We start from the raw sequence: 26,556 nt of genomic DNA on the forward strand, positions 1-26,556 counted from the left end.
TTTTTTTATTTCTCACTGCGGCTCAGGGCGCGCCCACAACCAGACCAACACTACTGCCATCACCAAACTAATGACTTCCGCTATCCATAAGTGCGGCGCTGTTATAAATAAAATGATCGCACACAACAGCATAGTCACCGTTGCGCTCCACTTCGCTTTGCGACTCACACTGCGAGTCTCCCGCCAATTGCGCAACATCGGGCCAAACAGCTTATGGTTCTCAAGCCAATCGGAAAAACGCGGCGAACTCTTGGCAGCGGCCCACCCTGCCATCAGGATAAATACCGTTGTAGGTAATCCGGGAACGAAAACTCCGATAACACCCATTGCCAGGCAACACCATGCAAAGCACAGTAAAAGATAACGCTTTGCGACGGACAAGGGACGCCTGAGCATTGATGAAGAAATATTTTCGGGCAGAGTCATAAGGCAATCCAATTCGCCGCTAATCAATAAGTTTCCGCTGTATCATTACAGTATATGCAGTTCTATTGTAGTCACAGAGTAAATCTTCTCCAATGCAAACTTATCTATAATGGCAATTTAGAAAACCTGTGCCGCTAAACACCGGTACCATTAAAAAAAGAACCTCGACAATGTGATCATTCAAGCAATCAGTCATCGCGCCATTATCCAGATGGCGATACCGATTATTCTCGCCAATGCCGCTGTACCACTACTGGGTTTGGTGGACACCGCCATAATTGGCCACACCGGAAATGCAGCAGCTTTGGGTGCAATTGCATTGGGCTCGCTGATTTTCAGTTTTGTCTATTGGGGGTTTGGATTCCTGCGCATGGGCACCAGCGGCTTTACTGCACAAGCCGCAGGCGCAGGTGACCAAGTGGAAGTTCGCAGCACATTTATACGCGCACTGTTACTCGGTGTCGCAATTGGAGCGGTATTGGTAATTGCGCAATATCCATTAGCGTCATTGGCATTCTGGTTGTTGGATGGCAGCGCGGCAGTTGAGCAAAGCGCGCGCGACTATATGCAAATTCGCATTTGGGGCGCACCGGCCACATTAGGCACCTATGCGATTATCGGCACGCTGGTCGGACTGGGGCAAACACGCAAGCTGTTGTGGCTGCAATTATTGCTCAACGGCCTCAATTTATTGTTGGATATTGTATTTGTCGTGGTGCTGGATTGGGGCGTGCGCGGCGTTGCGCTGGGAACTTTAATTGCCGAATGGATCAGTTTCATAGTGGGCTGTATGCTGTTATTTAAGTCTCTGCATCCGGATACATCAACCAAAGATAGGTTTTTCCATTGGGAAAAAATCCTGGATCGGACTGCCCTTACCAACACATTGAAAACCAATAGCGACATTATGTGGCGCACGTTGTTTTTATTGACGGGCTTTGGCTGGTTTGCCAACGGGGGAGCACAATTTGGCGATGTAACCCTGGCAGCCAATCATATATTGTTGCAGTTTATTTCTTTCTCTGCTTTTTTTCTGGATGGTTTTGCGTTTGCGTTGGAGTCGCTGGTGGGAAAAACGATTGGAGCACGCAACCGGATTTTATTTAATCGCGCGATTATTGTCTCAACGCAAATCGCGGCTGCCTGTGCACTGGGGTTAATGGTATTAATCATTCTGTTTGGCTCGTCCGCTATCAATGCCCTCAATCCACTGATAGCAATCCAACATGAAGCACAAACCTATTTACCTTACGCAGCAATTTATGTGCTGTTATCTTTCGCTGCATTTCAGTTGGATGGAATTTTTATTGGAGCTACACGCAGCCGCGCGATGCGTAATGCATCATTGTTCTCGCTGCTAGTATTTTTAACCGCCGTTTGGTTGTTGGCGCCAATAGCAGGCAATCACGGCTTGTGGATAGCGTTTATCATTTACGTAGTCGCACGTGCTGTTTGTTTGGGAATTTATTTCCCTTTATTGCAAAAAAGCGTAAACAATAATTAAATTCGAACAGCTATCCCTTTTATTCCCCGCGATACTCTTTGTAGTGCGCCAGGTGTTTTCTGGTCAGCTCCATAAAACGCGGGGTAGGACCTATATCTTCGTAAATAGCATCGCCCATTTCGTCGGTCGCGACTACGGCAGTGCCCTGCACATAGGGAAAACTTGCTTCCAATTGCCCGAGCGCAGCCGATAATAGTTCGCAAATCAATTGCTCTTTCGAGCGCTTGGGATACATCTCCGCCAAAGCATCAATTTTTGCTGCATCTTCCGCCCGTAAATGAACAGCGTAGGTATCTTTCGTCAATACGCCTTGGGCATGGGACTCCCATTGGTTTATAAGTTCTTTTAAATACATAACTGGCGCCTCCACCAAACTAATCAATACAAAACTTTTGCGCTTATTCAGTCGTTTCTTGAGGTAAGTGTAGTCCAGAGTGTAGGCGCAGATATAAAAAAACAATGTGCGCAGGGGCACATTGTTTTTTTATTTAACGGCAGATTTATAAAAATTTAACCTGATTATTAATGCATGAGATAACCAGCTACCCAACCAATTACCGTATGTAAAAACCAAGCGATAAATTATGCATTTATCGCTTAATTACAGCTGGTTTTAATATCATTTAATGCTCCGCGGTTCATACCGGAACGCGATGTAAGTTCTGCCGGGCATGCAACTTCTTTGTATTTAAGTGCAGGGTTATCCGCAGCCTGGAACCAATCTGCATACCAGGTACAGGCGCGCTGCAATTCTGTTAATCCGCGTGAACCAAATACACTGTTGCAGCGATTGGTCAAACAGGATTTATATTGTACAAGGCTCGCGTTATAACCTAACTCTTGTTTACACGCTGCCAGTAGTCCGCCGTATTGTGCACCCAATTCAGAATTGGAAACGCCCCATTGTGCAGAACAGGCATTGAACGCGCCTACTCCACCGCCCGGTACGAGAATATCGAATTGTCCGCCACCTACGTCGTAGCCGATATTAGTGGCCTGCACGATCATGGTTTTACCGGCGAGAGCAGCCGATCCCGGATCACCCGGCGAGTTGTGTGAGCTACCGGTAAATTGCAATTGATAACAGCGTCCACATACATCGCCATTCGATGTAGCTGCGAAGCCGTATGCAAGCGTATCGCTCACCGCAAAAGGCGCCATTCCCCAGCACATATGTGCGTTGCCGCCGTCGCAACTGCTCGGCAGGGTTAAATCACATTATTCGCCGCACAACTTTGCAAAGGCGCGACTAATGCCGGCACATTGCCCGACCATCCACAATGCGGCTTACAACAATCCCAATAACGCGTTGCGTAACCATCACACCCACCGACGATAGGCGGAATGCTGCTCGCCGAACTGCTGATTGCACTGGATGAACTGCGCGATGAAGAAACCGATATTGATGAAGGCGAGGAACTGGCAACACTTGTCCTACTTGAAGATGCCACGACTGAAGAACCGGCACTCGATGTAGCACCTACTACACCATAAGGTGCCGGCTGCGCACTACAGGTGGAGACAGCGACGCAGCTTTTGCCGTTCTCATAACCCCAGCCGCTGGCGGTAGTTGCGCACAGTGGCGTAAGGGTTCCATACCAATTACATACTTGCCCCGACGCAGATGTGGCGATGGAACTACGGGTAGAAGAAGCAATACTGATACTGGAAGATGAACGCGAACTCGGTGCCACTGAGGACGGCGCACTGGAACTGGATCTGACACTTGAACTCGCTGGCACTACACTGGATGCAACTGTACCGGACGAAGCGGTACTGGAGGTAACCGCGCCTGAACACACCGCGCCCAATACCACTGGCACCTGCGCCCTACCGCCGCCGTTGGTTCCCTGCACGCCGAATTCGACACTCGATCCCACCGCAATATTGCTATTCCAATTTAGCGGCGCAGCAGTGTAAGGATTAGTGCCAGACAGTGTGGCATTCCAGTTACTGGTGACGCGCGAACCGTCAGTGTAATTCCAATTCACCGACCAGCCGGACACAGGAGCAGTGCCATCATTGGTGATACGGATACTGGCCGTAAAACCACTACCCCAGTCATTTGCAATCCGGTATTCACATTTAGCCGCCGTCGCGGTATTGCCATACAACGCCAGCAATACACAGCATCCAGGCAATAACGATTTTGCCCAACCCGAAAATAATCTCATAAATAATTCCTCCACGAAAAATAGAGTATTCAGTCAACAAAAAGCCACTGCGCAATGCACAGTCGTTTTTGGTAATGATACAAATCAATCGCCTGTTCCATTTGTCACGCAAATAAACAAGAGACATCAAAGGGTTGATATTTAACGGAGAGATTTTTTATAAACTTTATTGTTATGGCTTTACTACAGGACAACTTATTTTTATTGATGTAAGACTACAGCAAAATTACACGCAAGAGTAAAGCCGATATCACACATAGCAAAACACATCGTGAAACACATGGCTCAACAGTAACAACCGCACTGTCCCAAGCGCTTTATTGAGTGAATATTTCACAGTTTTACGCTCTCATTCCTCACAACGATATTTTTTAATGCAGGTGTAATCTGAAAATCCCGGCAGTCATCAAACGCGTTAATAATGAATGCGGGTAGCTATTAAGGAGAAATACTATGAAATCGTTACGCAATATAACAGGAACTTTGCTCACACTACTTTCATCACCCGTGATATCGACTCTGGTAATTTCATCAGTAGTATTGCCATCACTGGTAGTTTCGCTGCTGCTATTATCGTCGTTGATATCAGCACCAGCATTGGCGATCTAAATCCACCATTGCATCCGATGATCTAATCACAGCAAGAAAATGAGCCCATAATCGCGCTCATTTTTTACTGGCGTTAATTACTATCGCTAAAGTTGCAACGTATTGATCCATCTCATCCTCGTGGACCTGTGCATAACCGAGCAATAAACCATTACACAAAATATCGCCGGTAGCTAAGCGACTCAGTGGTTGAGTGTATATCCCCTGTGCCAAGGCAGCAGTACTGATATCCACATCGCTCAATGTTTCAGGTAAAGCGATGGTGATGTGTATGCCGGATGATCCACCGCAAATGGTAACAACCCGCGCAAGATATTTCTCAATTGCCACCACAAGTGCATCGCGACGCACGGCATACAAGCGGCGCATCTTTTTAAGGTGCGTTGCAAAATAACCCTTACGTAAAAATTCTGCCAGTGCGAGTTGATCCGCACTGCGCCCGCGTAAATGTCCGAGTTTTAACATCCCTGCAAAAGGTTCGGCCAAGCCTTTAGGTACAACCAGGTAACCAATACGCAATGCCGGAAATAATGTTTTACTAAACGTGCCAAGGTATATCACCGGGGCATCGGCAATCAATCCTTGCATCGCTGGCAATGGCGGCCCATCGCGACGAAATTCACTGTCGTAATCATCCTCGATAATTAATGACCCGTATTTTTTGGCTGACTCGATTAATGCGATCCGCCGTTCGATACTCATCACAATACCCAATGGAAATTGATGCGAGGGTGTTGTGTAAATTAATTTCGGAGTAAATTTTTCCCAATCACTTTCGGTGGGCGCAATACCATTGGCATCAACCGGAATCCCGCGCACATTCAGCTCAGCAGCTTTCAACGATTGGAATGCACCGCCGTAACCGGGGTTCTCTATCCACACAGTATCAGCTGCACTCGCCAATGCATGGGCACAAATACCAAGACTCTGTTGCGTACCATCGGTAATAAAAACTTGCGCGGCTGTACACAACACCCCGCGCGTGCTGGTGATGTGCTCGGCAATCGCCGCACGCAACACCGGTTCACCTGCAGCGTTGGCATAATCGAGTTGCTGAAAATTTATCTCCCGCCAAACACGATCCAGACAACGGCGCCATTGCGCGACAGGAAAATGCGAAAGTGCAGGAACGCCCGACATAAATGCCGTAAATGAACCATGCGGATCAGCAGGCCAAGGGGTAAGTTGCGCGCGCACAGACAATTGCCGGGGTTTGTTACCCTCCGCATCTGTTACAGCCGTTGTTAAGCTGGGTAAACCGCTGGAGACAATAGTGCTGCGGCCAGAGGAAAATAATAAACCCTCCGTGATCAATTGCTCGTAGGCGTAAAGCACTGTATTGCGCGATATATTGAGCTCCGCCGCCAAACTGCGGCTGCCGGGCAAGGATGTACCCGCTTTGCATTGCCCGCGCAAAATGGCATCGCGCAGGCAATGATACAAACGGCGCTGTTGCGATTGTTTTGTGCCGGATTGCTTTACATTGTATTGATCAAACAGGAACTGGTAATCCATATGGCCCTAAAAAATTTATTAAGTGTGGATCTTATTATAGAGCCAGCAGCAAGCTAATCTACATCTTCAAACCGTGTAATTTATCCATTCAAACAAGGACCATAATGAACCAGCAGTCACCCGGTACACCATCTAAACGTACGCGCGTACGCCGCTTGGCCGAACGTGCGAGCTATGACCAGAAAACACTTTATGAGATTGTCGATGCAGCTTACTTATGCAACATCGCGTTTAACGATGGTGAGAGTACACATTGCATTCCTACCGCGTGCTGGCGACAAGAAAATTATCTGTATGTTCATGGATCAAACGGCAGTCGCTTGACTAAAATATTGGCAGCAGGAACCCAGGTTTCTATTGCGATTACGCATCTGGACGGATTGGTATTGGCGCGCTCTGCGTTTAATCACACGATGAATTATCGCTCCGCTGTTATTTACGGCACATTTGAAATTGTTGATGGAGGCCAACAAAAGGTGGCCGCACTAGATGCATTTATGGACAAAATTGCCGCTGGCCGCAAACATGAAGCACGCCCGGGTGATGCCAATGAATTAGCAGCCACCAGTGTGTTGCGAATTCCACTTACTGAAGCAGCAACCAAAATTAACAATAGCGGCCCGGAGGATAAACCGGAGGATCTTGACCTACCGGTTTGGTCCGGAGTCTTGCCGATGACAATAAAATACGGTGAACCGATACAAAGTAATATCGAACAACACAGCCCCGTAAAAATACCGGTGCCAGTTTATGTACAGCAATGGACGAAAAAAACCTGATTTACTTTTCCAACTTTAAAATTTAGTTTTAATCTAACAGACATCAATATTATTTTGATGACTGTTAGATTTTATTCAACAAAAAATTTTAAAATAAAACCAATTTAAATTAAAATCCCTGCGCTTTTTCTGTGCACGCGCAGCAGCTGCTTTATGCAACACTTTCCACTTGGCCCATTCATCAATACGATCCAATGCTGCCTGTTGGCTGCGGTCATAATTGAGGCTCCTGTGTAGGTTGGAAAAATATGGGGGATGTAAAACAGTTGGCAGTCTGTCACTGGCATTCCAGCGAGTCAACGGTGGGTTACAACTATTCACAACAATAAAAAAACCGGAGCCAATTTTCATCAGCTCCGGTTTTTTATACATCAACCAATTACTGATTAGTTACCCCAGAGTAATTTCAGCAGCGCAGTTTTGCGTGCATCGAAACTCAACCAGGTACCCCAACCGGATTCATTGCTAACAGGATCGTAAGAGTGACCATACCAGCCATGGGTATCACCCGATTCAGGGTTGATAGACCAATAGCACGCCTGGATATTTTTCTCTTTCATGTAGCCAACAAACGCTTGTTGCCATTGTTGGTCTACGTTAGTGGTGATGTGGTTCCACTTGGTACGATCAGAGATGCTGCCTTTTTGTGGCCAATCCATATTACCGCCGAACTCACCCACAACCATCGCATAACCTTGCGCACGCAAATAACCGAAGTGTTCATCCCAACCGGCTCTGAGTTTGGCTTCATCAATTACGATATTGCACTTGGCATTACCTGCTGCATCACCTTCCAAACCTTCACAGGCTGGTTGACGTGGGTCCATGAAATGCTTCTGTACGAATACCGATGGACCATAGGTGTGCGGAGAATAAACCAAACGGTTTTTTGGAATGTTGAGTGGGCTGGTACCCGCTTCAAACAGGTTTTCCCCCCAGTTTGGATTGTATTCTTCAGAACCGTGCGGCACTTGGGTAATGGTTTCAGGTGTACCGTCCTGATTATTTGCCGAGGCAGAAATACCTTCTACGAAAATCAGCATGTTAGGGTCAACCTGGCTGATCGCAGCGTAAGCATTTTCAGACAATCTCTTCCACTCTGCCCAGGTGTAATCCCATGGTTCGTTGAAAATATCGATACCGATAATGTTATCCACACCCAGTTTGGCTGACAGGCCAGCAATTTCCCGCAGGTTCGCCAACCATTTGGTTTCATTGTATTCCTGCACTACCACGCCGGGAGTACTAACCGGTGCACAAGAATAACCTTCGCGAGTGAAATCGTAACTTTCACGGGTTGCGTCAACATAGGGTGGACGCGCATCCAGACGGCCTTTTCTCCAACCAACATAGTTAGAGCAAGAGTGGATATCGATCAATACTTCGATATTGTTTTGGTCGGCCAGTTTGATGAAATCCTCCAAAGCTTGACGCGCATTGGTTTGGCGAACGGATGGATGGTTTTTCAACACGCCGCCGGCACGGATGTCACCCCTACCTTGCGGATCATTTGCATCCAGCGTTTGCGGTGCAATTGGCAAGCGAATGGTGTTGATACCTTGCGCTTTGATTTCAGTCATTGTCTGCTGGATGGTACGACCGGTAGCTGCCCACCACATATTGCCTACGTATAACTCCATCGGCGCACCGTCGGCATTATTTTCCGCATTTTTTGGTTCATGTTGACCTTCAAGACCAAACCAGTTTCCGCAACGTACCGGGAAGACTTCACCGTTTTTGGTAATGTTGCCGGTTGCATCAACAGCGAATACACCACCGGTACTAACCACCGAACTGCTGCTTGATGAAGATCTGCTGGACAAGCTGGAAGAACGAACAGAACTGCTGGTGGTCACGATGCTTGATGAGCTGGAACGCGAACTGCTGGAAGGAATTAACGATGACGAACTTGAACGGCTGCTGGAACTCAGGACACTGGATGAATTGCCACAGGCGGCAGTCAAACCAAATGGCGAAGGCTGGCTGGTACATGTCGATCTGGAAATACAGCTTTTGTTGTTTTCGTATCCCCAACCACTGGTAGTGGTAACGCACACAGGATAGACAGTGCCGTACCAATTACATTGTTGTGCACAAGGCGCCGCAGAACTTGATAGAGAGCTGATTGATGAACTTACGACCGACGCAGAAGAAGGCCTGGATGATGACGTTACGGCAGCTGACGAAGGTCTGGATGATGATGCGACTGAAGCCGAAGAAGGTGCAACCGAAGAAGTTGTACCACCAGCACACACGGTGCCGTTAACAGTTGGTCTTTCGAGTGCACCACCATTTTTATCCAACTGAAAACCAAAGCTCGCGGTTTGGCCAGGTTGGAGTGTTCCGTTCCAGTTGAGATTGCTGGCAGTGTAAGGATTGTTACCTGACACATTGGCGTTCCACGAACCGCTTAAACGGTTCGTGGTGTATTGCCAGTTTACCGACCAGCCATTAATCGCCGCACTGGTAGAGTTAGTGATATTGATAGTACCTGTTGCGCCAGTATTCCACTCATTATCGATGTTGTAGGTACAGGCAGCAGAAGCCGCACTGCTGTAACCCATCGCTATAGTACAAAGGCTTAGCACTGCCAGCAGGCTCAGATTCTTTTTGGGCGGAGTAATCATGTATTGTCTCCTTGATTGTTTGAAAAAAGGGCTAAATACCCCTCGTTATTGTTGATTTACCCTTTAAAAGGGTGAGTCGTTGTCACACACTCCTGTCGTTCGCACTGCCGCAAACCAAGACACAGCCACCTGGATACAATGGGCCGCCGCCTCCGTGATCCGATCACATTCGATGTAAAAACCAAGGTGTTACGGTCTTGAACAACGCCTCCGCCTGCTCATCACAAACGGGACATCAATGACTTTTGGCTGGAGAGATGTCGCCTAAAAAAACATAAATGTTATTATTGTTATTTGTCTTACTGTTTTAGACAGCGCTGTCATTCTCATTTTTATTCCGACAACTTTCTGAGAACCAATTAACAAGTACTAATATCTTTTTATAATTAGAAACGAAGTTTTGCTGCAAATAATGAAATTAAAAGTATAACTATCTTTAAGCAGATGATTTGTAACGCGGGCGCCAACATGCAGTGGGCGAAAAATTTATCCTGCGCTGTGATAAATCAGGCGTGGCGATTTTGATTACATAGGACATCCCATTCACACATTGCTTACAGCCAGGGAAGAAGTACTACGCAATGTATCCCATGAACTGCCTGGGTTGGTTATAGATAATCCTGCAAGAAATAGCTATCGTTGTTTCCTCAACAATCCATTGACTAGAGATAGCAATAATGACAATAAAGTTACCTTCACTACTAATCGGTATTGGCCTGATACTGGGAACACACACCGCGCTGGCAGCGGAAAAATCGTTTGTCTGGCCTAACGGTGCTAAAGCGGCAGTCAACCTCGCGTATGACGATGCCCTTGACAGCCAACTGGATAGCGCCATCCCTATACTGAATAAATACGGTATTAAAGGTACGTTTTATTTAAACGTTGTCAGCCCTACCCTTACGACTCGTCTTGGTGATTGGCGGGCAGCCGCTCAGAAAGGCCATGAACTCGGCAACCACAGTATTTTCCATCAGTGCTCCAGAAATGCCCCAGGCCGCGAATGGGTGCCTGCAGACCGGGATCTGGATAAAGTCAGCGTGATTCAAATGCAAGACCAGGTGAAAGTGACTAACGCATTCCTGCACGCGATTGATGGAAAAACACAGCGCACCTACACACCGCCATGCATTGATTTGAATGCGGGTGGCAGTAACTACGTCGATGGATTAAAGAGCGAATTTGTTGCGATAAAAGCAAAAAGCGGTGGGGTTACACCTGATATGAAAACACTTGACCCTTACGCCGTCGGTGTCGACTTCCCCAGCGATGTGACGGGTGCGCAATTGATTGCGGCTGTAAAAAGGGCTGCCGCAAAAGGCACTATGGCCAACTTCACCTTTCACGGTATTGGTGGCGACCACATTGTTGTGTCTAAAGAAGCACATGAAGAGTTGGTGAAATATCTAGCCGATAATAAAAAAATTTACTGGACAGATACCTTTGTAAACATCATGACTTATGTAAAAGAACAACAAGCTGGAAAGTAACATTCCTCTTCAAAAACGCCCCCCGTCCGGGGCGTTTTTATATCTTAAGAAACAACTGTTCTTTACTCGATTTCAACAATGCTTCTTTTGCTACCGAAGGACTATCTGTGGCGGCAGAATTTGTGGGGTTCACCGGTGCTGATGAGGCCTCTGGCAAGACCGCAGGAATCGGTTCGCTTTACGGCTGGCGATTACAAGATCCTGGAACGGCGAAATAAATACTTCCATAAGAATTTCTCCATAGGTTCTCTCCCTTATCGGCCATCAACGGACAAATCTGGTACTAATAATGTAAAAAAGCGTATAGGGCTGACCTATACGCTTTTGGGAAAATGTGATCACAACAATGACCGGAAGTTGTAACAGCCTTATTTAGTGGTGCCCTTTGTCATGCATTTGTAATTGCTTAAACTCACCGGTGAAGTTCGCATCGTAGACATCCCCGTTTGAGGTCATCAGCACAAAGAGTGTCTTTTTCTCTGCTTCATTAGTTACTGTCACTATGTAGTAACCATCACCATTTTTGAGCAGTCTGGCATTGGCGGCCGGAAGGTCACGCCAACTCACCGGCAGCTTGCCGAAACCAAACCCCGGATCATTTTGGGTGAAATGGGTTGCCGTATCTTTTCCGATTGCAATAGCGTTAGATTCGGTAACATAACTGTGGTCATGCCCCTCATGAGCCATTACGGCGGGGGTGATACATAACGCACCAAGTAACATGGCAGATAACAAGTTTGCCGATAACCGGTTTTTCATCGTAATTCCTCTCTTATGGTTGATCTTTATTAGTCTAATAACAGCGTCGGTAGCTTATGCCTTTATTAAACCGACCACAAATCCTAATTACTGTTCTATTGATAGTTTTCCTGACAAGAACCTAATCAAATATTTGACACCTAATCAGGCCGATTGTTCTGCAAAAGAAAAAAGGCCAGTCTTTAACAGACCTAGCCTTTTCGTTAGCATTACTTGCAGTTAAACATCCGTCAATACTGGTGAATTAAAACGCATAAAAAAACACTGACCCTGGCAATTTTATTGCTAGTCATTTTCAACATTACAACGATTGATAACGGAAACCGTAGGTACCTGAGGCGCCCGATCCAGCGTAATAAGTTATAATTTGAAACTTGTAGGTAGCGCTTGCTGTTTTAATCAAATAGACCTGGAATTGCGAGTAAAGATAGTGAGGAAGAAGCGGGTTGACATTGTATTGATACCATGGATAAGTACCGAAGAATAAGACGTTGGCAACATTAGGCTGAAACCCCATAAAGCTGTGAGCAGTCTTATCAATACCAGTGTAACTCGGGGTAGCATCTGCTATCGCAGTTGCATCTGCTGCAATATTCAACTCAAAGCTTGCACCGGTATCTGCACCAACAGTCACACAAGGAATAGAGATATCCCAATTATCATTTGCGCCAACTGGTTTTTGCGTATCCAGGTCAACATATAAATCACCGGTACAGGCAACAGCATCAACTGTTACATCCACTTCTGACATAAAAGTCGTATCGCCGCGGGCAACATCCTGGAAAGAAACACCCAGCGTAATCGAACTCATAGTACGGCCTGCGCTGGTCAATGCTTTAGCGCGAACTTTACTGTAATTGCCATCGGAGAACACGATGAATGATTTAGTAGGATCGGCGGTAACAACATGGGTAGTCATGTTATAGCTATAGAATTTTGCACCGATCGCTTTCTCTTCTTTGTCAGTAATGAATGAGGTATCCGCAGGAATCGATGCAGCAACTACTGCATTAAAATCCGGCAATTCACTATCGGCAGTTGCATTGATGAATTTTTCCGTTATTGGTGCTTTATTCGCATTAAAAAAATCAGCATTGTTGCCAGTGGCATACGCTTTTACCGGAGTAGTCGCTTTTGCATTCAAATAAATCTTGTCACGACGAAATGCGATATCCCACTCTTTATTGGTAGCCGCCTCCGCTTCGGTCAGCGTTAACTTTTTGCTGGTATCCAGATCATAATATGCAAACGTCGGGGCAGCAGCTGTACCGGTACCAAGTTCGACATTTGTTAAAGGAATCGGGTTGGCAGAACTGGAAGACGCTGGTGCTGAGCTTGACTCCACTGCCACACTGGAACTAACAGCAGAGCTTGATAAAGGTGCAGCACTTGAACTGCTGGCAGGCGTGGAGGATCCACTACCTGAACCACCACAGGCGACCATCGCGAGGCAGACGGCCAGGACGGCCGTTACTTTAAGTTGTTGTATGTTCAAAAAATTCATAGGGTTCTCCGTAAATCATGAGAGGTTAGAAAATTAATCATTAAAAGAAAGTGATCGTAATACCTGCAAACACACGACGACTGCTCACTGCACGCTGATCAAATTCACCTGCACTTATAGCCTTCGGGTCCTGATGCTCATCAAAAATATTGTCCACTCCAAGGCGCCAGCTGAAATAGCGCGTAAGGTTCTGTGATAAATTGAAATTAATGCTGAGGTAATTATCACTGGCAACAGGTTTGCCTGCTGTACCTGAATATTCGTCCGCTTCATAAACGAAGTAGAGCAAACTATCCAACTCATACTCTGGAAAGCTGTGACCAAAATTTGCTTTGACTTGATGACGCGGACGATTGGGCAAGCGCTCACCGGTGATGTTATTTTCTGCATACAGATAGCTGTAATTCAGCTGCAGATGCCAATTTCCATATTGATATTTGCTACCCAGATCGGCGCCGTAGATTTCTGCCCTGGCAAAGTTGGTGTAACGGAAAATATCCAATTGCTGCGCCGCAGAGGCCTCATCATCGCGAACAGTTTCCAATAAATTTTTTGCTTCGGAGTAATGCACATTAAATTCGTTTTCCAAAATCCCGACATCATCTTCAAATGGCAGCAACCAACTGACGCTGGCATTACCGGATAAAGCAGTTTCAGGTTGCAAGTCCGGACTACCCAGCACCATGTAACCCAAATTGCTGTGGTCAAAAACGTAGAAACGCTCTTTGATAGTTGGTACACGGTAGCTCTGCCCTACACCACCGCGTACATGCCACTGACTGTCACCGTTGCCATTTATTTTTTTCATGCCACTCAAGCGCACGGCCGAGTGCCAATCAAAATCGGAGTCGTGCTGTATGCGCGCGCCGCCCAGTAATTCATGATCTGCTGCCAAGTGACTGTATTGCACAAAACCTTCATAGCCCTGGCTGGTTCTGTCATCTACTTCGGCAACATCACCTTTGGTTTGGTTTAATAAATCGCGGCGTGCACTCAAGCCACCAACGACTTCATAATGTTTTCCGACCCAAGCTTTTTGGCTGTCCACTTCAGCAAGACGAATTTTGGTATCGCGCAAGCCATTGGAGTCACCGCTGGTTTCATCGTGGGTGGTGTAGCGACCATTAATTTTCCAACTGCCCACTTGTTTACGATCTTCTTCAGTTGCAGGGCGATCGCGAAATTCCAAATCGTGTTGTACTTGCTCAACATCGGACATGTAATAAATAACATCGGAACGACCGGGCAACCTGAAACTGTCGCGGTATTTTTCTTCGTCAAAAATTTGTGCGCGATAGTCGGTGCTAAAACTGGAAAAGTCGCGACCTAGCGATAATTGTCCAAAGGTTTTTTTCACATCCGCTGCAGTTTGTGCAACGGTTTCCGGTTGGTAATCAAAACCGACATCATCAATATTTTGTAGATTAAGCTTGCCACGCCACTCACCTAACGTTGCACTGGCTTCCATGCGATGCTGATAGCCGTATTCATTGCCTTCGATCTCATTGCCAAGGTAAGAAGAAACTTCAGCAGTAAGACTCAGGTGATTGCCAGTGTCCTGACGGGTAATGATATTGATCACCCCACCCATTGCCGAACTTCCATACAACACCGAACCTGCACCACGCACAATTTCGATACGCTCAACATTGGCAACACTGATTTGATCCAGATCGACTGCGGCGCCGGTCGGGGCAATCATGCGGCGGCCATCGACCAACACCAGTACACGGTCACCATCAAATCCTTGCATGTACACGTTATAACCGTCTTTAGTGCTGCGCTTTACCACTACGCCCGGCAATAAATCGAGTGCGCGCGCAACGGTTGTCTGCGATGCTTTGCGCAGTGTTTCACCATTCACGACTTCTACCGCAACGGGCGAATCCACCAGCAATTTAGGCGTGCGTGTACCTGTAGTAACAACTTTATCAAGACTGATCAGTTTTTCTTCGTCTTGGGCAACATCGGCAATAACCGTTGCCGATGCACAGATTGCACTTGTCGTCATTGCCAATAAAATGCGCGCAGAAAATATTGAAAAAGCAGATTTTTTACTCATGATGGGTTCGCAAGGGTTGCAGTAAAAATAATAAATACAGGTTTAATTCAAACCGAGACTGACACGGCCAATTTCATTGGTACCTTTCACACTTGCCGATACAGTTTGGCCATTCAAAATAAACGGCAGCGACAGCAACTCGTGTTCGCCATGCTCGCGCGCTACTTCGATGTGCAATTCATAATTCCCTTGCGCTACTGTTTTTCCCTGTGCATCGCGTCCGTCCCATTCGATACGGTAACGACCAGGTTTGCGCGTTGCTCCTGCCAGCGCATCAACTAATGAATCATCGCTACGTCCGATTTTGCGCCACCAGAGACGCAAATCGCGAAGCCAACGGTTTTTGCCCAACAATTGCAATTGTCGAACTGAATTGCCTTTATCATCAGTGATCCAGATAGCGACATAAGGGCGACGATATTCCGCAACATCCAATGATGGAATTTCGTAATCGATTGAAAATATTTTTTGCGCAGACCAGGGCGCACCAGCTGCGCGCGCAACGCCATACCAATCCTTGCTAGCAAAAAACATCCCTGTTTCTGTGATAGCTAAAGCGGTCACACTCGTCATTTTATTAACCTGCTCCAGCGCATCATGTACCGACACGCTGATCAAGGCTTGTGCCATTACACCTGCCTCAATTGCGCTGTTGGCACGAACCAAAAGGGATGGTGCGAACTCGATTGGCCATCCTTCTCTGGGCACCAACAAACTGCTCAGCAGGTAATGTGCAACCTTGCGTAGATTTTGTTGGCGATCCAATAGCGCCAGCGTTTGGTTTTCCAGCGGCACAGACAAAGGTGCTACATCAGAAAACGTGATTTGCTGCGCAGTTGCACCTGTCACCAACGTCAAATTTCCATAGGTAATCTTGATGGTGCCAAGCGATGATTTTTGCTGTGCCGAGATTGCTTTAATGTCTTCTGCAACACGTTCCAGCACCCAACCTTGCCAAAGTCCGTGCAGGTCGAGCTGCAAACCTTCTTTAATCGCTTGCTCACTGAAATGAATAGCAGCGTTATCAAACTTCCATTGCAGTTGTAAATGCAGGCGCGCCTTTTGACGCAGCAATGCGCGATCAGGCAATTCACTTTTACCGACCGCCGCATCCCAATCCCGTTGCAATGCACCGAGGCGGCAAGTGAAATTGCTGTGCGTCTGTGTTTGCCATTGCTCGCACAATTGCAGCAGCACCTTCACATCTGTGGACGGGTTTGGTAGCTTTCCGTGCTGGTTTAATTGATCAAGCTCTTGAGCGACAGCGTCCAATTTCTGCAACAAAGGGGCGAGAGTTTTTTCAACCTGACTCTGCAGGTTTGCATCATCCATGTGCAACTTGAGCGGTATTTCCTTTACCGCCAACGCCGAGACCGGATTTGTAAAAAACAACGCACTAATATAAAAAATGAAAGACCATATCTGTATCCAATACTGATACAAGCCGGCAACACTGAACATTAATGACTCGCGGTTTTTTCAAATGGTGTAGCCGCTGCTGTTTTGGCTTTTTCAGATGCTTTTGCTTGTGGAAGAGGATCGGCAATCGATACAACCGTATCGTTATTTAAATCCCAGCCACCAAAAATACGCGCGCCCGATACACCAAATTCTTCCAAGCTGATGCCCGCATCTTTATTGGTATTGAGTACGGCATAACGTACTTTTGCTTGCTTCATTTGACTGGTGCGCGCTTGTTTCGCTTGGCGATCAAGGCGATTGGTAAATTCGAACGTGTATTCTTCGGGACTTACCCAACCATCTTTATTGGTATCGGTAGAATCAAAAATACCGCGACGAATTTGTTTAAATTCAGTAGCAGTTACCTGGTGGTCACCATTCAAATCATTGATATCAATAAAACCTTCGAGTGAATGGGAGCTGGGCATGCGAATAACTGAAGGACGAACAGGATCAGCGGCCGGCGTTATGCTCGCACCCTGCTGCTGGTCAGCACCGGGAGCAGCATCCCACTCTTTATCTTTTGCAGCGAGTGTTACTACACCGTCAACACTTTTAGCAAAATGGGTAAAGGTTTTTTCACCGGACGCCCAGTATTCGTCCCACGTCATTTTGCCATCGGCATTGCTATCGATGGATTTAAAACGAATTTCAGTTTGCTCTACCTGCTCTTTACGCTCATTGCTGATTTTCTTTTCCAGCGTCTGGGCAAAATGATCCAGATATTCGTTCTCATCTACCAAACCATTGCCATTTGCATCCATTGCTTTGAGATTAGCGGCACGCACCGCATCAAACTCTGCACGAGAAACCTGTCCATCGCCATTGGTATCGTAGTCTTCAATAAATGCTGCGCGATGACCCGCACTTGCACCATGATCAGCTTGATGCTTGCTGCGATCATCAGCAGCTGGCTTATTAACAACCGGCGCGGTTGATTGACAACCAACCAACGCCGTTACTAAAGCCAGAAAACTGATGATGACTGATTTTTTCATTGTTTGATTTTTTTTCATGATGGCTAACCCGGTTTTGTATTCGTAAATTGTTAAAACTTATTGCGCATTAACAGCAAACGTCAGGGTGTAGACGTAACCGTAATTTGGCGCGTCGGCACCTTTGGGCGCTGGTGCGCTCTTGCGTGCATAAAGCAGGTAAACACCGGTGTTATCCAGTTTAATTTCTGCTTTGCCATCTTTATCGGTTTTCACCTTGAGCGTTTCTTTCTCATGCTCATTGCCGTCGTAACCAGTGAACAAACTTACTTCGTTATCAGCTGATGGTTTGCCATCCAGCAAGACTTTGAACGCAAAGGCTTCGCCGGCATAAACATCATTTGGATGGGTAACCGGAACAATTTCCAAGCCTTGGTTGTATGGCTTGAGTGCGTTTTGGGTTGGCGCTTTGAGGGTTACGTAGGTTTCAGCCAAAGTGACTGACTGGTAGTGATCCAACAACTTGGCGCCTTTAGGCAAAACTTCTTTAGGATCACGGGTGTGTTTGCGCTCGCCATTCAATTCATACATACGGAAAATTGCTGCCTTACGCACCCCGGTGGAGAAACGGTAAGTACCCTCATCCTTCGCTTGATACTCAACCAGGCTACGGGTCGTGAATTGCTCAAGACGCGCCGGTGCAACCCACTCGCCTTTTGGTGTCAGCACCTGAAAATTGCCTTTATCAAAAGCAACTTCCGGTTGAAAGAAAACCTCGGCAAAACCAGCATCCAAACTTACCCAACCTTCATACAATGGCTCAAAACTGGTGGGCACCAGGAATGGTGTATGTGCGTTGGCCAAAGGAATACTCAAAGCGAGACTACAAACTAAAGGAAGGCAAAGACGGGCAAGGGATTTCATTAGCAGACTCCTTAAACATCAGCCATTGCGGCCGATACTATTGATTTAGATGCCAATAATACCTTTATTGATAACAATTATCAATAACATATAAGATAATTATCATCACCGTTAAAATTTCTTTAGCTCCATTACCACTTGCAATTACTTTCACTCAAGTGCCGGGATGGCAAGAAATTAGCAGAAGAATGGAAGCGTAGAAAAAAGATCAACTATTTCTGTCATTAAGCAGCCGTAACAAAACCAGAAATTCGGAAAGCATCTATGGAAAAACACATCAAACATGCCAGGAAAACGCATCAATTTCCGGGTGTGCACCCCCAACACAGTCCTATCGTCAAAACGATATTATGGATCGGCAACCGCGAATTACCGGTGTTAATTACACTCTTCTCGATCATGGCTTCGCTATGGGGATTCGCGCTATTAACCGGGATGGCGCTGGAAACTCATCCGCATGAATTTGATCGCGCACTTCTATTAAGCATGCGTAACCCGGCCGATTTGAGCGATCCAATCGGCCCAGCTTGGGCTGAGGAAATCGGGCGCGACTTCACTGCATTGGGCGGCAACGCGGTGCTGATTTTTCTTACTATTGCCGTGATTGGTTATCTGCTGTTGGATAAAAAGCCACGCATGGTAATCGTCGTGCTTATAGCGACTCTAGGTGCGTTAGGTGTTAGCAACACTCTGAAAAAAACGATTGATCGCGACCGCCCGGATCTGGTTCCGCACGGCATGACGGTCTATACCGCCAGTTTTCCCAGTGGGCATTCAATGTTATCTGCCAGTACCTATCTCACACTGGGAGCACTGCTCGCGCAGTTGCAACGCCGCAAAATAATCAAAGCTTATATTTTGATGGTCTGCATCACCATTACGCTGCTGGTTGGCTTGAGCCGGATTTATTTGGGCGTACATTGGCCAACAGATGTGTTGGCAGGTTGGACTGCCGGTGCTGGTTGGGCATTGGGATGTTGGCTGTTGGCGCGTTGGTTGCAGCTTCATCAAAAGGTGGAAACTGCGGCCAGCCCGAACGGTGATGAAACCACAACAACAAGTAAAGAAAAATGAAAACTACTGCTTCTTTTGCCTATACCTGCATTGATTTTGGCTACATCTGTTTGCCGCCGGAAATAAGGCGTAAAAAGTGATCAATACAGATATAAAAAGTTCAGGAAAATACTACAAAAATCCATGTAAAAATGAGCAGATAAAATGGGCTTGGGAACGACAGCATTATTCATAATAAATGGCAACAGCCGCAACGGTGCGGACGCCGATATTGAGGAAGGACTCGCCGCGTTGCAAAACGCGGGCATCACTACAATCCAAAAGAAATCAGGTAGCTCTAAAGAAACGGCCCAACTAATTGAAGAATATCGCGACCAGGTCCAGCTGATCATTTTGGGCGGCGGCGATGGCACTATCAGTTCTGCAGCAGCAGCACTTTACAAACATCAATTGACCTTCGCTATTCTGCCACTCGGTACCGCTAATGACTTGGCTCGCTCACTCGGGATTCCCAACAATCTACCCGATGCATTCCAGACGATCATCGACAACCACCGTGGCAAAATTAATCTGGGCGTTATTAACGGGCACTATTTTTTTAATGCGGCGCATATCGGTCTTGGTGTTACCGTCACCCATGAACTTACACCGGAAGTGAAAAAGAAGTGGGGGGTTTTGGGTTATTTAAAAGCTGTATTCGTCGCATTCAAAAACAACAGTCCATTTCGGGCAACTATTTTGGCAAACCAAAAATCCTATAAGTTACACTCAATCCAATTAGCCGTAGGTAATGGACGCTATTACGGTGGCGGCAATGTGATTGATGAAAAATCCGAAATCGATGATGGTTTGCTTTGCCTCTACAGCTTGCCTCCTTCGACATTCTGGGAGCTATTATCTCACGCACCTTTATTACGCTACGGAAAACATCGGCCAATGAAAAAAACATTTACTCTTTTTGCCACACACATTGAAATCAAAACTAAACGCCCAAAAGAAATCCATGCCGATGGAGAACCGGTGAGTAAAACACCGGCAGTGTTTGAAGTAATTCCCCAAGCACTGGAAGTCATCCGCCCGCGACCAAATAATCCCGATTAACCAGGAGCTACTCATGTTTCATTTACTATCGGATACGGAAGTAGTGCTTAATGAGATTCTCGTCGCCTGCCGCGAAAGCGTGGATCATTATGAAGATGCGATTAAGCTGGTTGAAAATGCCGACGTAGTCAAACGCTTCCAACGCATTGCAGAACCGCGAAAATTATTTTTTGTCCGCTTATGTACAGTTATACGAGAACTAGGGGATTTGCCTTCAGCGCCTGATCCCGATAAAGAAATCGGTGAAATGATTCTTCACCACTTGGGAGCGGCATTAACGCCCGACTACACGAATGAAGCCTTGGCACAACGCATCGCAGGAGAGGAACACTTACTGGCGTTAATTAACAAAGCGCGGGATACAGATACCAATGAAACCTGCCGCGCTTTGTTGGATGATTTATTAACGCATGTCACTGATACTATTAAATTATTATCCAGTGCAAACTAAAATGTAGCTGAGCCATATCTGACGAGACTGGTTTTCAATAAATATTGAAAACCAGTAACGCAACAATAAAATTCTCTAACAAAATTTATTGTTTAAAACCTTTACCGACAACATACACCTCACGCGAGCGCGGGCGTGAAGCATCGGGTTTGCGGATGACCACTTTTTCAAACGAGGTGCGCACATCTTTCACGTAATCGTCGTAACCTTCGCCGTGAAAAACTTTTGCCACAAAATCACCTTTGGGTTTTAGTACGCTGCGCGCCATATCCAATGCGAGCTCTACCAGATACATCGACGAAGCCTGATCCACTGCATCAACGCCGCTGATGTTGGGCGCCATATCGGAAATGACAACATCCGCGCGCGCGCCACCGAGTTTATCCATGATCTGGTTGAATACCGACTCCTCGGTGAAATCGCCCTGGATAAAATCCACGTGTTCCAGCGAATCCATCGGCAGAATATCAGACGCAATTACCCTGCCCTTCACACCAACCAAACGCCCGGCGATTTGCGACCAGCTACCCGGCGCCGAACCCAAATCCACAACCATCATGCCCGGACGGATCAATTTGTCTTTTTCGTTCAGTTCAATCAGCTTATACGCCGCGCGCGCGCGATAGCCATCAACCTGTGCTTTTTTGACGTAAGGATCGTTGACGTGCTCTTCCAACCAACGGTTGCTGCTTTTGGATCTGGCCATGGATAACTCGAATTAACTACGGAAATCCTGTCATTGTAAGGGGTTGGACTGTATAAGACAAAACGGGTGAATAAACAACATAGCAATAAAAAAGGAGTCGAAGCTGCCTCAACTGATTCATTTAAGCATGACGTGTGGTTACGACGCTAACATGTCCAAATAATGAAGCTTTTACTGATTCGATTTATTGAGTCCCGGATGAACAACAATTACTCTGGCGAGCAACGACTAAAGTGCATTTAAATTTCGAGGGTTCAATATGAAAGCTGTGGTTATCAACGAATATGGCAGTAACGATGTCATCAATCTGGTTGATCGGGAAATACCGCAACCCGCCGCAGGCGAAATTTTGGTAAAGGTATACACCGCAGGCGTAAATCCGGTCGATTGGCGAATTCGCAGCGGCGCGGGCAGGCGTTTCGGGTTAACACTGCCAATACCACTCGGCAGTGAAATCGCAGGAACCATTGAAAAATTGGGCGATGCCGTGAGCGGATTTAAAGTGGGCGATACAGTCTACGGAAAAATCCGCACCGGAGGATTTGCTGAATATGCTATCGCTCGCGTGGACGATATAGCGCATAAACCGCAGCAACTCGATTTTATCCAGGCAGCTGCGATTCCGCTCGCCGCGTTAACCGCATGGCAAGCCATGTTTGATTTAGGCAAGTTAACCAACGGGCAGCGAATTTTAATTACCGGTGCATCCGGTGGCGTAGGTTCATTAGCAGTGCAGCTCGCTAAAGCCAATGGTGCTTATGTAATCGGCACAGCCTCGGGCCGCAATGAAGATTTTGTCAAACAACTGGGCGCAGATGAATTTGTAGATTACACCAGCGGAAACTTTACCGATAAGATCGGCGATGTTGATGTAGTATTTGATACGGTTGGTGGCGAAACCTATTTACAAGCGTTCAGCGTATTAAAAGCCGGTGGCTATTTTGTCACCGCGGTAGAATTTCCCACCGAAGAACAACTCAAAACTTATGGCGATCACCTCGCACGGGTATTCTGCAAGTCTGATCCGGAGGATCTGGCAGCCATAAGCGCGTTGGTAGACAACAAACAATTAACACCTCATATCGCAACTGTATTGCCCTTATCCGAAGTGAAACAAGCGCTTGAACTATCGGAAACAAGACGCGTCCGCGGCAAGATAGTTCTGCAGGTCGGATCTAACCAGAACTAACGAGCTTAGCCGAGTTGACGGGTTTTAATCCCCCGACTAGATGTTTTTAATCTTGGCTAGATTGAGTTAACCCGCGTAAAATGTGCGGGTTTTCTTTTTCCCCTTTGCCGGAAAGTCACCGGCCAGGAGCCATCATGATTCGCATTACCGAACTCCAACTGCCGTTGGATCATCCCGTTGACGCTTTGCGCACCGCCATCGTCAAACGCCTGAAAATCAAAGACACCGACCTGCTCGATTTCACTGTGTTTAAACGCAGCTACGATGCGCGCAAAAAGAACAGCGAAATCACTTTTGTCTACATTATCGATTTGCAGGCGAATAATGAAGAAAAAATTCTCAGCCGGTTTGCTGATGATAAAAATATCCGCCCCGCTCCTGACACAAACTACTACCCAGTCGCTGAAGCCCCCGCCGATTTAACCGAGCGCCCGCTGGTAATTGGTTTTGGCCCTTGCGGTTTGTTCGCGGCACTCACGCTCGCGCAAATGGGTTTTAAACCAATTGTGCTGGAAAGAGGGAAAGACGTGCGCAAAAGGACTAAAGATACCTGGGCACTCTGGCGCAACAAAGTATTGACACCGGAATCCAACGTGCAATTTGGTGAAGGCGGTGCCGGTTTATTTTCCGACGGAAAACTCTACAGCCAAATTAAAGATCCAAAATTTTACGGCCGCAAAGTAATGCACGAATTTGTGCGCGCCGGTGCGCCGGAAGAAATCATGTTTGTGAGTAAACCGCACATAGGTACGTTCCGTTTAACCGGTGTCGTTGCTGCGATGCGCGAAGAAATTAAAACGCTCGGCGGTGAAGTGCGTTTTGAAAGTAAAGTAAGCGATTTTATTATCGAGAATGGCCGCATTGAAGGTGTGACACTTGCTGATGGTGAAATACTGCGCAGCCGCTATGTTGTGCTCGCACTCGGTCACAGCTCGCGCGATACCTTTCGCAAATTACACGAACGCGGCATTTATATTGAAGCAAAACCCTTTGCAGTTGGTTTCCGTATCGAGCACCCACAATCTATTATTGATCAAGCGCGCCTCGGCAAATATGCAGGTCATCCTGAACTCGGCGCTGCTGATTACAAAGTTGTTTATCACGCAAAAAATGGTCGCGCGGTTTACAGCTTTTGTATGTGCCCGGGCGGAACTGTAGTTGCTGCGACATCCGAACCTAATCGCGTCGTTACCAACGGCATGAGTCAATACTCGCGCAACGAGCGCAATGCCAATGCGGGAATTGTAGTGGGAATTACTCCTGAAGAAGATTTTCCCGGTGGACCGCTCGCCGGTGTTGAGTTGCAGGAGAAACTCGAATCCCACGCATTTGAATTGGGCGGAAAAGATTATTGCGCGCCCGGCCAGTTAGTCGGTGATTTCATTCGTGGCAAAGCATCGCGCGAATTCGGTGAAGTCGAACCTTCTTACAAACCCGGCGTGCTGCTCGGTGATTTAGCTTCTTCACTTCCGGATTATGTTATCGAAGCAATTCGCGAAGCCCTGCCGGAATTTGGCAAGCAAATTCGTGGCTTTGATCGCGCCGATGCCGTCCTCACTGGAATTGAAACCCGCACCTCATCACCAGTGCGTATCACCCGGGAGCATGAATCTTTGCAGAGTTTAAATACTCGCGGCTTATTCCCCGCAGGTGAAGGTGCAGGCTATGCAGGAGGAATCCTGTCGGCGGGTGTGGATGGAATCAAAGTTGCTGAAGCAGTTGCCAAAGCAATGCTTACTGATTTACAGGAATCATCATTGTGCCCCTAAAAATCGACGATATTAAAAAGCTGCACCAAAAAAAATACCGCGCCGAATTCGGCTACTTTTTGGTGGAAGGTGAACATCTGATTCTGGAATTGGAAAAAGCAGCGGCGACCAATCCCGCACTGGTTGATTGTAGTGTCTACGTAACCGAAAACTTCAAAGATTTTCCCAGCCGTTTTAACAAACATCTGGTCAGTGAAAAACACATGGCGCAGATGTCCGATACAAAAACCCCACAAGGCATAATCGCTGTTGCTCCTGTGCTCACTACGAATACAATCGCAAACACTAGCGAAAAAATAATCTACCTGTATGAAGTACAAGACCCGGGCAACCTGGGCACAATCTTGCGCAGCCTTGCATGGTTCGGCAATTTCCGCTGTTTACTCAGTCCCGGTTCGGTTGACCCCTATAATCCTAAAGTAGTTCGCTCCAGCATGGGCGCAATATTTCATGTCCCGATGGAATTGGATGTGCCACTTGAAGCCGTTAGCAAGCGTTTTACATCTATTGCGACATTGGATATGAATGGAAAGGTGTTAAGTGATAGTAGCTTTAAAAATTTTGATTGCTATGTATTTGGAAATGAAGCACGTGGCATTCCGCATGATGCGCTGCGAAAAATGAATGCACAAGCTTTTACGATTTCCGGTTGCGGCGCAATAGAATCGTTGAACTTAGCTTCAGCGGTAAACATATGCACTTATGAATTGATGCGTTAATGGTTCGCCACATCATCACCTTTCACTTTTTCTTGAATAAACCTGACCACCCATTGCAGGAATTAGATAACCGAATATAGAGATCACAACCCTTCTTGTTACCATTAAAGGGCGTACAATAGCCTAACCAACGCAGCAGCGCAGTCTTGACTTATACGGGCTTCGTATCACTCCTATCAGGTCCATTATGGCAAAGCTACGTGTTCGCTACCAAACCATTGAGTTCGGTACTACTGATATTCATATTCGCAGCCTTCGTGACAATCAGGAATTTTCTGACGATAAAAATGAAGCTGCTGAATTGGGCATTTCCTCTGCGTCCTGGCCTCTTTTTGGTATTGTGTGGCCATCCGGCGAAGTGCTGGCCCAGTTAATGGTTGATTATGCAATCGGTGAGAAACGTATTCTTGAGGTAGGTTGCGGTATCGCGCTGGCCAGTCTGGTACTCAATCATCGACTGGCCAATATCACTGCGACGGATTATCATCCCGAAGTAGAAGCATTTTTAAATGAAAACACAGAGCTGAATCGCGATAAAATTATTCCGTTCATTCGCACAGGTTGGAATGATCCAATCAGTAATCTGGGCGTATTTGATGTAATTATTGGCAGTGATCTTTTATATGAAAGTGAGCATGTCGATTTATTATCAGAGTTTATAAACCAACATGCTGCCCCACATTGCGATATTATTTTAGTTGATCCCGGTCGCGGGCATCACGCCAAGTTCAGTAAAAGAATGGTCGCTTTAGGTTATTCACATACTCAGCGTAAGCCGGCAGTAAGCATAAAAACCAGCCAAGCATTTAATGGGCAAATACTCACGTATAGCCGCTAA

At 46.7% G+C, this 26,556-nt stretch carries 24 protein-coding genes; 11 read left to right on the plus strand and 13 right to left on the minus strand.

Annotation, left to right across the window (positions count from 1 at the left end):
- Positions 1-12: 12 nt before the first annotated feature.
- Positions 13-426, minus strand: a complete 414-nt coding sequence (locus AC1RJL_RS08240) for a YbaN family protein (protein WP_492912784.1) — start codon at positions 424-426, stop codon at positions 13-15.
- 172 nt (positions 427-598) lie between these two features.
- On the opposite strand from AC1RJL_RS08240, the gene AC1RJL_RS08245 reads away from it, so the two are divergent.
- The gene (locus tag AC1RJL_RS08245) at positions 599-1,930 is read left to right on the plus strand and encodes an MATE family efflux transporter (protein WP_492912786.1); all 1,332 of its coding nucleotides are present in this window, start codon (positions 599-601) and stop codon (positions 1,928-1,930) included.
- A gap of 19 nt (positions 1,931-1,949) precedes the next feature.
- Here AC1RJL_RS08245 and AC1RJL_RS08250 read toward each other — a convergent pair whose 3' ends face one another.
- From AC1RJL_RS08250 to AC1RJL_RS08260, 3 genes are all read right to left on the minus strand, one after another.
- Positions 1,950-2,285 carry a type 1 pili tip component gene (locus AC1RJL_RS08250; RefSeq protein ID WP_492912788.1) on the minus strand — a complete coding sequence of 112 codons (336 nt, stop codon included), beginning with the start codon at positions 2,283-2,285 and terminating at the stop codon, positions 1,950-1,952.
- A gap of 242 nt (positions 2,286-2,527) precedes the next feature.
- A complete protein-coding gene (locus tag AC1RJL_RS08255; RefSeq protein WP_492912790.1) occupies positions 2,528-3,091 on the minus strand; it encodes a hypothetical protein in 564 nt (187 codons plus the stop codon).
- A gap of 47 nt (positions 3,092-3,138) precedes the next feature.
- The gene (locus AC1RJL_RS08260) at positions 3,139-4,104 is read right to left on the minus strand and encodes a cellulose binding domain-containing protein (RefSeq protein WP_492912792.1); all 966 of its coding nucleotides are present in this window, start codon (positions 4,102-4,104) and stop codon (positions 3,139-3,141) included.
- 453 nt (positions 4,105-4,557) lie between these two features.
- Between AC1RJL_RS08260 and AC1RJL_RS08265 the strand changes: the two genes are divergently transcribed.
- Positions 4,558-4,713: a hypothetical protein gene (locus AC1RJL_RS08265; protein ID WP_492912794.1), complete on the plus strand. Its 156-nt coding sequence runs from the start codon at positions 4,558-4,560 to the stop codon at positions 4,711-4,713.
- Positions 4,714-4,770: 57 nt separating this feature from the next.
- Here AC1RJL_RS08265 and pdxR read toward each other — a convergent pair whose 3' ends face one another.
- Positions 4,771-6,228 (minus strand): MocR-like pyridoxine biosynthesis transcription factor PdxR, encoded by a 1,458-nt coding sequence (pdxR, locus tag AC1RJL_RS08270; protein ID WP_492912796.1) that lies wholly within the window; start codon positions 6,226-6,228, stop codon positions 4,771-4,773.
- Between the two features lie 104 nt (positions 6,229-6,332).
- On the opposite strand from pdxR, the gene AC1RJL_RS08275 reads away from it, so the two are divergent.
- The gene (locus AC1RJL_RS08275) at positions 6,333-7,007 is read left to right on the plus strand and encodes a pyridoxamine 5'-phosphate oxidase family protein (protein ID WP_492912798.1); all 675 of its coding nucleotides are present in this window, start codon (positions 6,333-6,335) and stop codon (positions 7,005-7,007) included.
- 386 nt (positions 7,008-7,393) lie between these two features.
- Here the strand turns inward: AC1RJL_RS08275 and AC1RJL_RS08280 are convergent, their stop codons facing one another.
- Positions 7,394-9,634 carry a cellulase family glycosylhydrolase gene (locus tag AC1RJL_RS08280; protein WP_492912800.1) on the minus strand — a complete coding sequence of 747 codons (2,241 nt, stop codon included), beginning with the start codon at positions 9,632-9,634 and terminating at the stop codon, positions 7,394-7,396.
- Positions 9,635-10,311: 677 nt separating this feature from the next.
- On the opposite strand from AC1RJL_RS08280, the gene AC1RJL_RS08285 reads away from it, so the two are divergent.
- Positions 10,312-11,124 (plus strand): polysaccharide deacetylase family protein, encoded by an 813-nt coding sequence (locus AC1RJL_RS08285; protein WP_492912802.1) that lies wholly within the window; start codon positions 10,312-10,314, stop codon positions 11,122-11,124.
- Positions 11,125-11,496: 372 nt separating this feature from the next.
- Here the strand turns inward: AC1RJL_RS08285 and AC1RJL_RS08290 are convergent, their stop codons facing one another.
- The 6 genes from AC1RJL_RS08290 to AC1RJL_RS08315 all read right to left on the minus strand — a co-directional run bounded on the left by AC1RJL_RS08290 (position 11,497) and on the right by AC1RJL_RS08315 (position 18,769).
- The gene (locus AC1RJL_RS08290; protein WP_492912804.1) at positions 11,497-11,883 is read right to left on the minus strand and encodes a DUF6488 family protein; all 387 of its coding nucleotides are present in this window, start codon (positions 11,881-11,883) and stop codon (positions 11,497-11,499) included.
- Positions 11,884-12,184: 301 nt separating this feature from the next.
- Positions 12,185-13,387, minus strand: a complete 1,203-nt coding sequence (locus AC1RJL_RS08295; RefSeq protein WP_492912806.1) for an HmuY family protein — start codon at positions 13,385-13,387, stop codon at positions 12,185-12,187.
- A gap of 40 nt (positions 13,388-13,427) precedes the next feature.
- The gene (locus AC1RJL_RS08300) at positions 13,428-15,449 is read right to left on the minus strand and encodes a TonB-dependent receptor plug domain-containing protein (RefSeq protein ID WP_492912808.1); all 2,022 of its coding nucleotides are present in this window, start codon (positions 15,447-15,449) and stop codon (positions 13,428-13,430) included.
- A gap of 42 nt (positions 15,450-15,491) precedes the next feature.
- Positions 15,492-16,781, minus strand: a complete 1,290-nt coding sequence (locus tag AC1RJL_RS08305; RefSeq protein WP_492912810.1) for a DUF2271 domain-containing protein — start codon at positions 16,779-16,781, stop codon at positions 15,492-15,494.
- A 128-nt stretch (positions 16,782-16,909) separates the two neighbouring features.
- Complete coding sequence (locus tag AC1RJL_RS08310) at positions 16,910-17,926, minus strand: EF-hand domain-containing protein (protein ID WP_492912812.1); 1,017 nt, start codon at positions 17,924-17,926, stop codon at positions 16,910-16,912.
- Positions 17,927-17,965: 39 nt separating this feature from the next.
- Entirely contained in the window at positions 17,966-18,769 is an 804-nt protein-coding gene (locus tag AC1RJL_RS08315) for a DUF4198 domain-containing protein (protein WP_492912814.1), read from the minus strand.
- A 264-nt stretch (positions 18,770-19,033) separates the two neighbouring features.
- Between AC1RJL_RS08315 and AC1RJL_RS08320 the strand changes: the two genes are divergently transcribed.
- The 3 genes from AC1RJL_RS08320 (at position 19,034) to AC1RJL_RS08330 (ending at position 21,335) form a co-directional block, all read left to right on the plus strand.
- Positions 19,034-19,843: a phosphatase PAP2 family protein gene (locus tag AC1RJL_RS08320; protein ID WP_492912816.1), complete on the plus strand. Its 810-nt coding sequence runs from the start codon at positions 19,034-19,036 to the stop codon at positions 19,841-19,843.
- A gap of 144 nt (positions 19,844-19,987) precedes the next feature.
- Positions 19,988-20,884: a lipid kinase gene (locus AC1RJL_RS08325; RefSeq protein ID WP_492912818.1), complete on the plus strand. Its 897-nt coding sequence runs from the start codon at positions 19,988-19,990 to the stop codon at positions 20,882-20,884.
- Positions 20,885-20,897: 13 nt separating this feature from the next.
- The gene (locus tag AC1RJL_RS08330; protein WP_492912820.1) at positions 20,898-21,335 is read left to right on the plus strand and encodes a ferritin family protein; all 438 of its coding nucleotides are present in this window, start codon (positions 20,898-20,900) and stop codon (positions 21,333-21,335) included.
- 85 nt (positions 21,336-21,420) lie between these two features.
- Here AC1RJL_RS08330 and rlmE read toward each other — a convergent pair whose 3' ends face one another.
- Positions 21,421-22,041, minus strand: a complete 621-nt coding sequence (gene rlmE / locus AC1RJL_RS08335) for a 23S rRNA (uridine(2552)-2'-O)-methyltransferase RlmE (RefSeq protein ID WP_435785992.1) — start codon at positions 22,039-22,041, stop codon at positions 21,421-21,423.
- A 259-nt stretch (positions 22,042-22,300) separates the two neighbouring features.
- On the opposite strand from rlmE, the gene AC1RJL_RS08340 reads away from it, so the two are divergent.
- From AC1RJL_RS08340 to AC1RJL_RS08355, 4 genes are all read left to right on the plus strand, one after another.
- Positions 22,301-23,230 (plus strand): NADP-dependent oxidoreductase, encoded by a 930-nt coding sequence (locus AC1RJL_RS08340; protein WP_492912822.1) that lies wholly within the window; start codon positions 22,301-22,303, stop codon positions 23,228-23,230.
- A 134-nt stretch (positions 23,231-23,364) separates the two neighbouring features.
- A complete protein-coding gene (locus AC1RJL_RS08345) occupies positions 23,365-24,999 on the plus strand; it encodes an NAD(P)/FAD-dependent oxidoreductase (RefSeq protein WP_492912824.1) in 1,635 nt (544 codons plus the stop codon).
- Positions 24,990-25,718: a TrmH family RNA methyltransferase gene (locus AC1RJL_RS08350; RefSeq protein WP_492912826.1), complete on the plus strand. Its 729-nt coding sequence runs from the start codon at positions 24,990-24,992 to the stop codon at positions 25,716-25,718. Before AC1RJL_RS08345 ends, AC1RJL_RS08350 begins: the two co-directional genes overlap by 10 nt.
- Before the next feature lie 187 nt (positions 25,719-25,905).
- Entirely contained in the window at positions 25,906-26,556 is a 651-nt protein-coding gene (locus AC1RJL_RS08355; RefSeq protein ID WP_492912828.1) for a class I SAM-dependent methyltransferase, read from the plus strand.

This window comes from Cellvibrio sp. GW822-FHT04B05, from assembly GCF_058800985.1.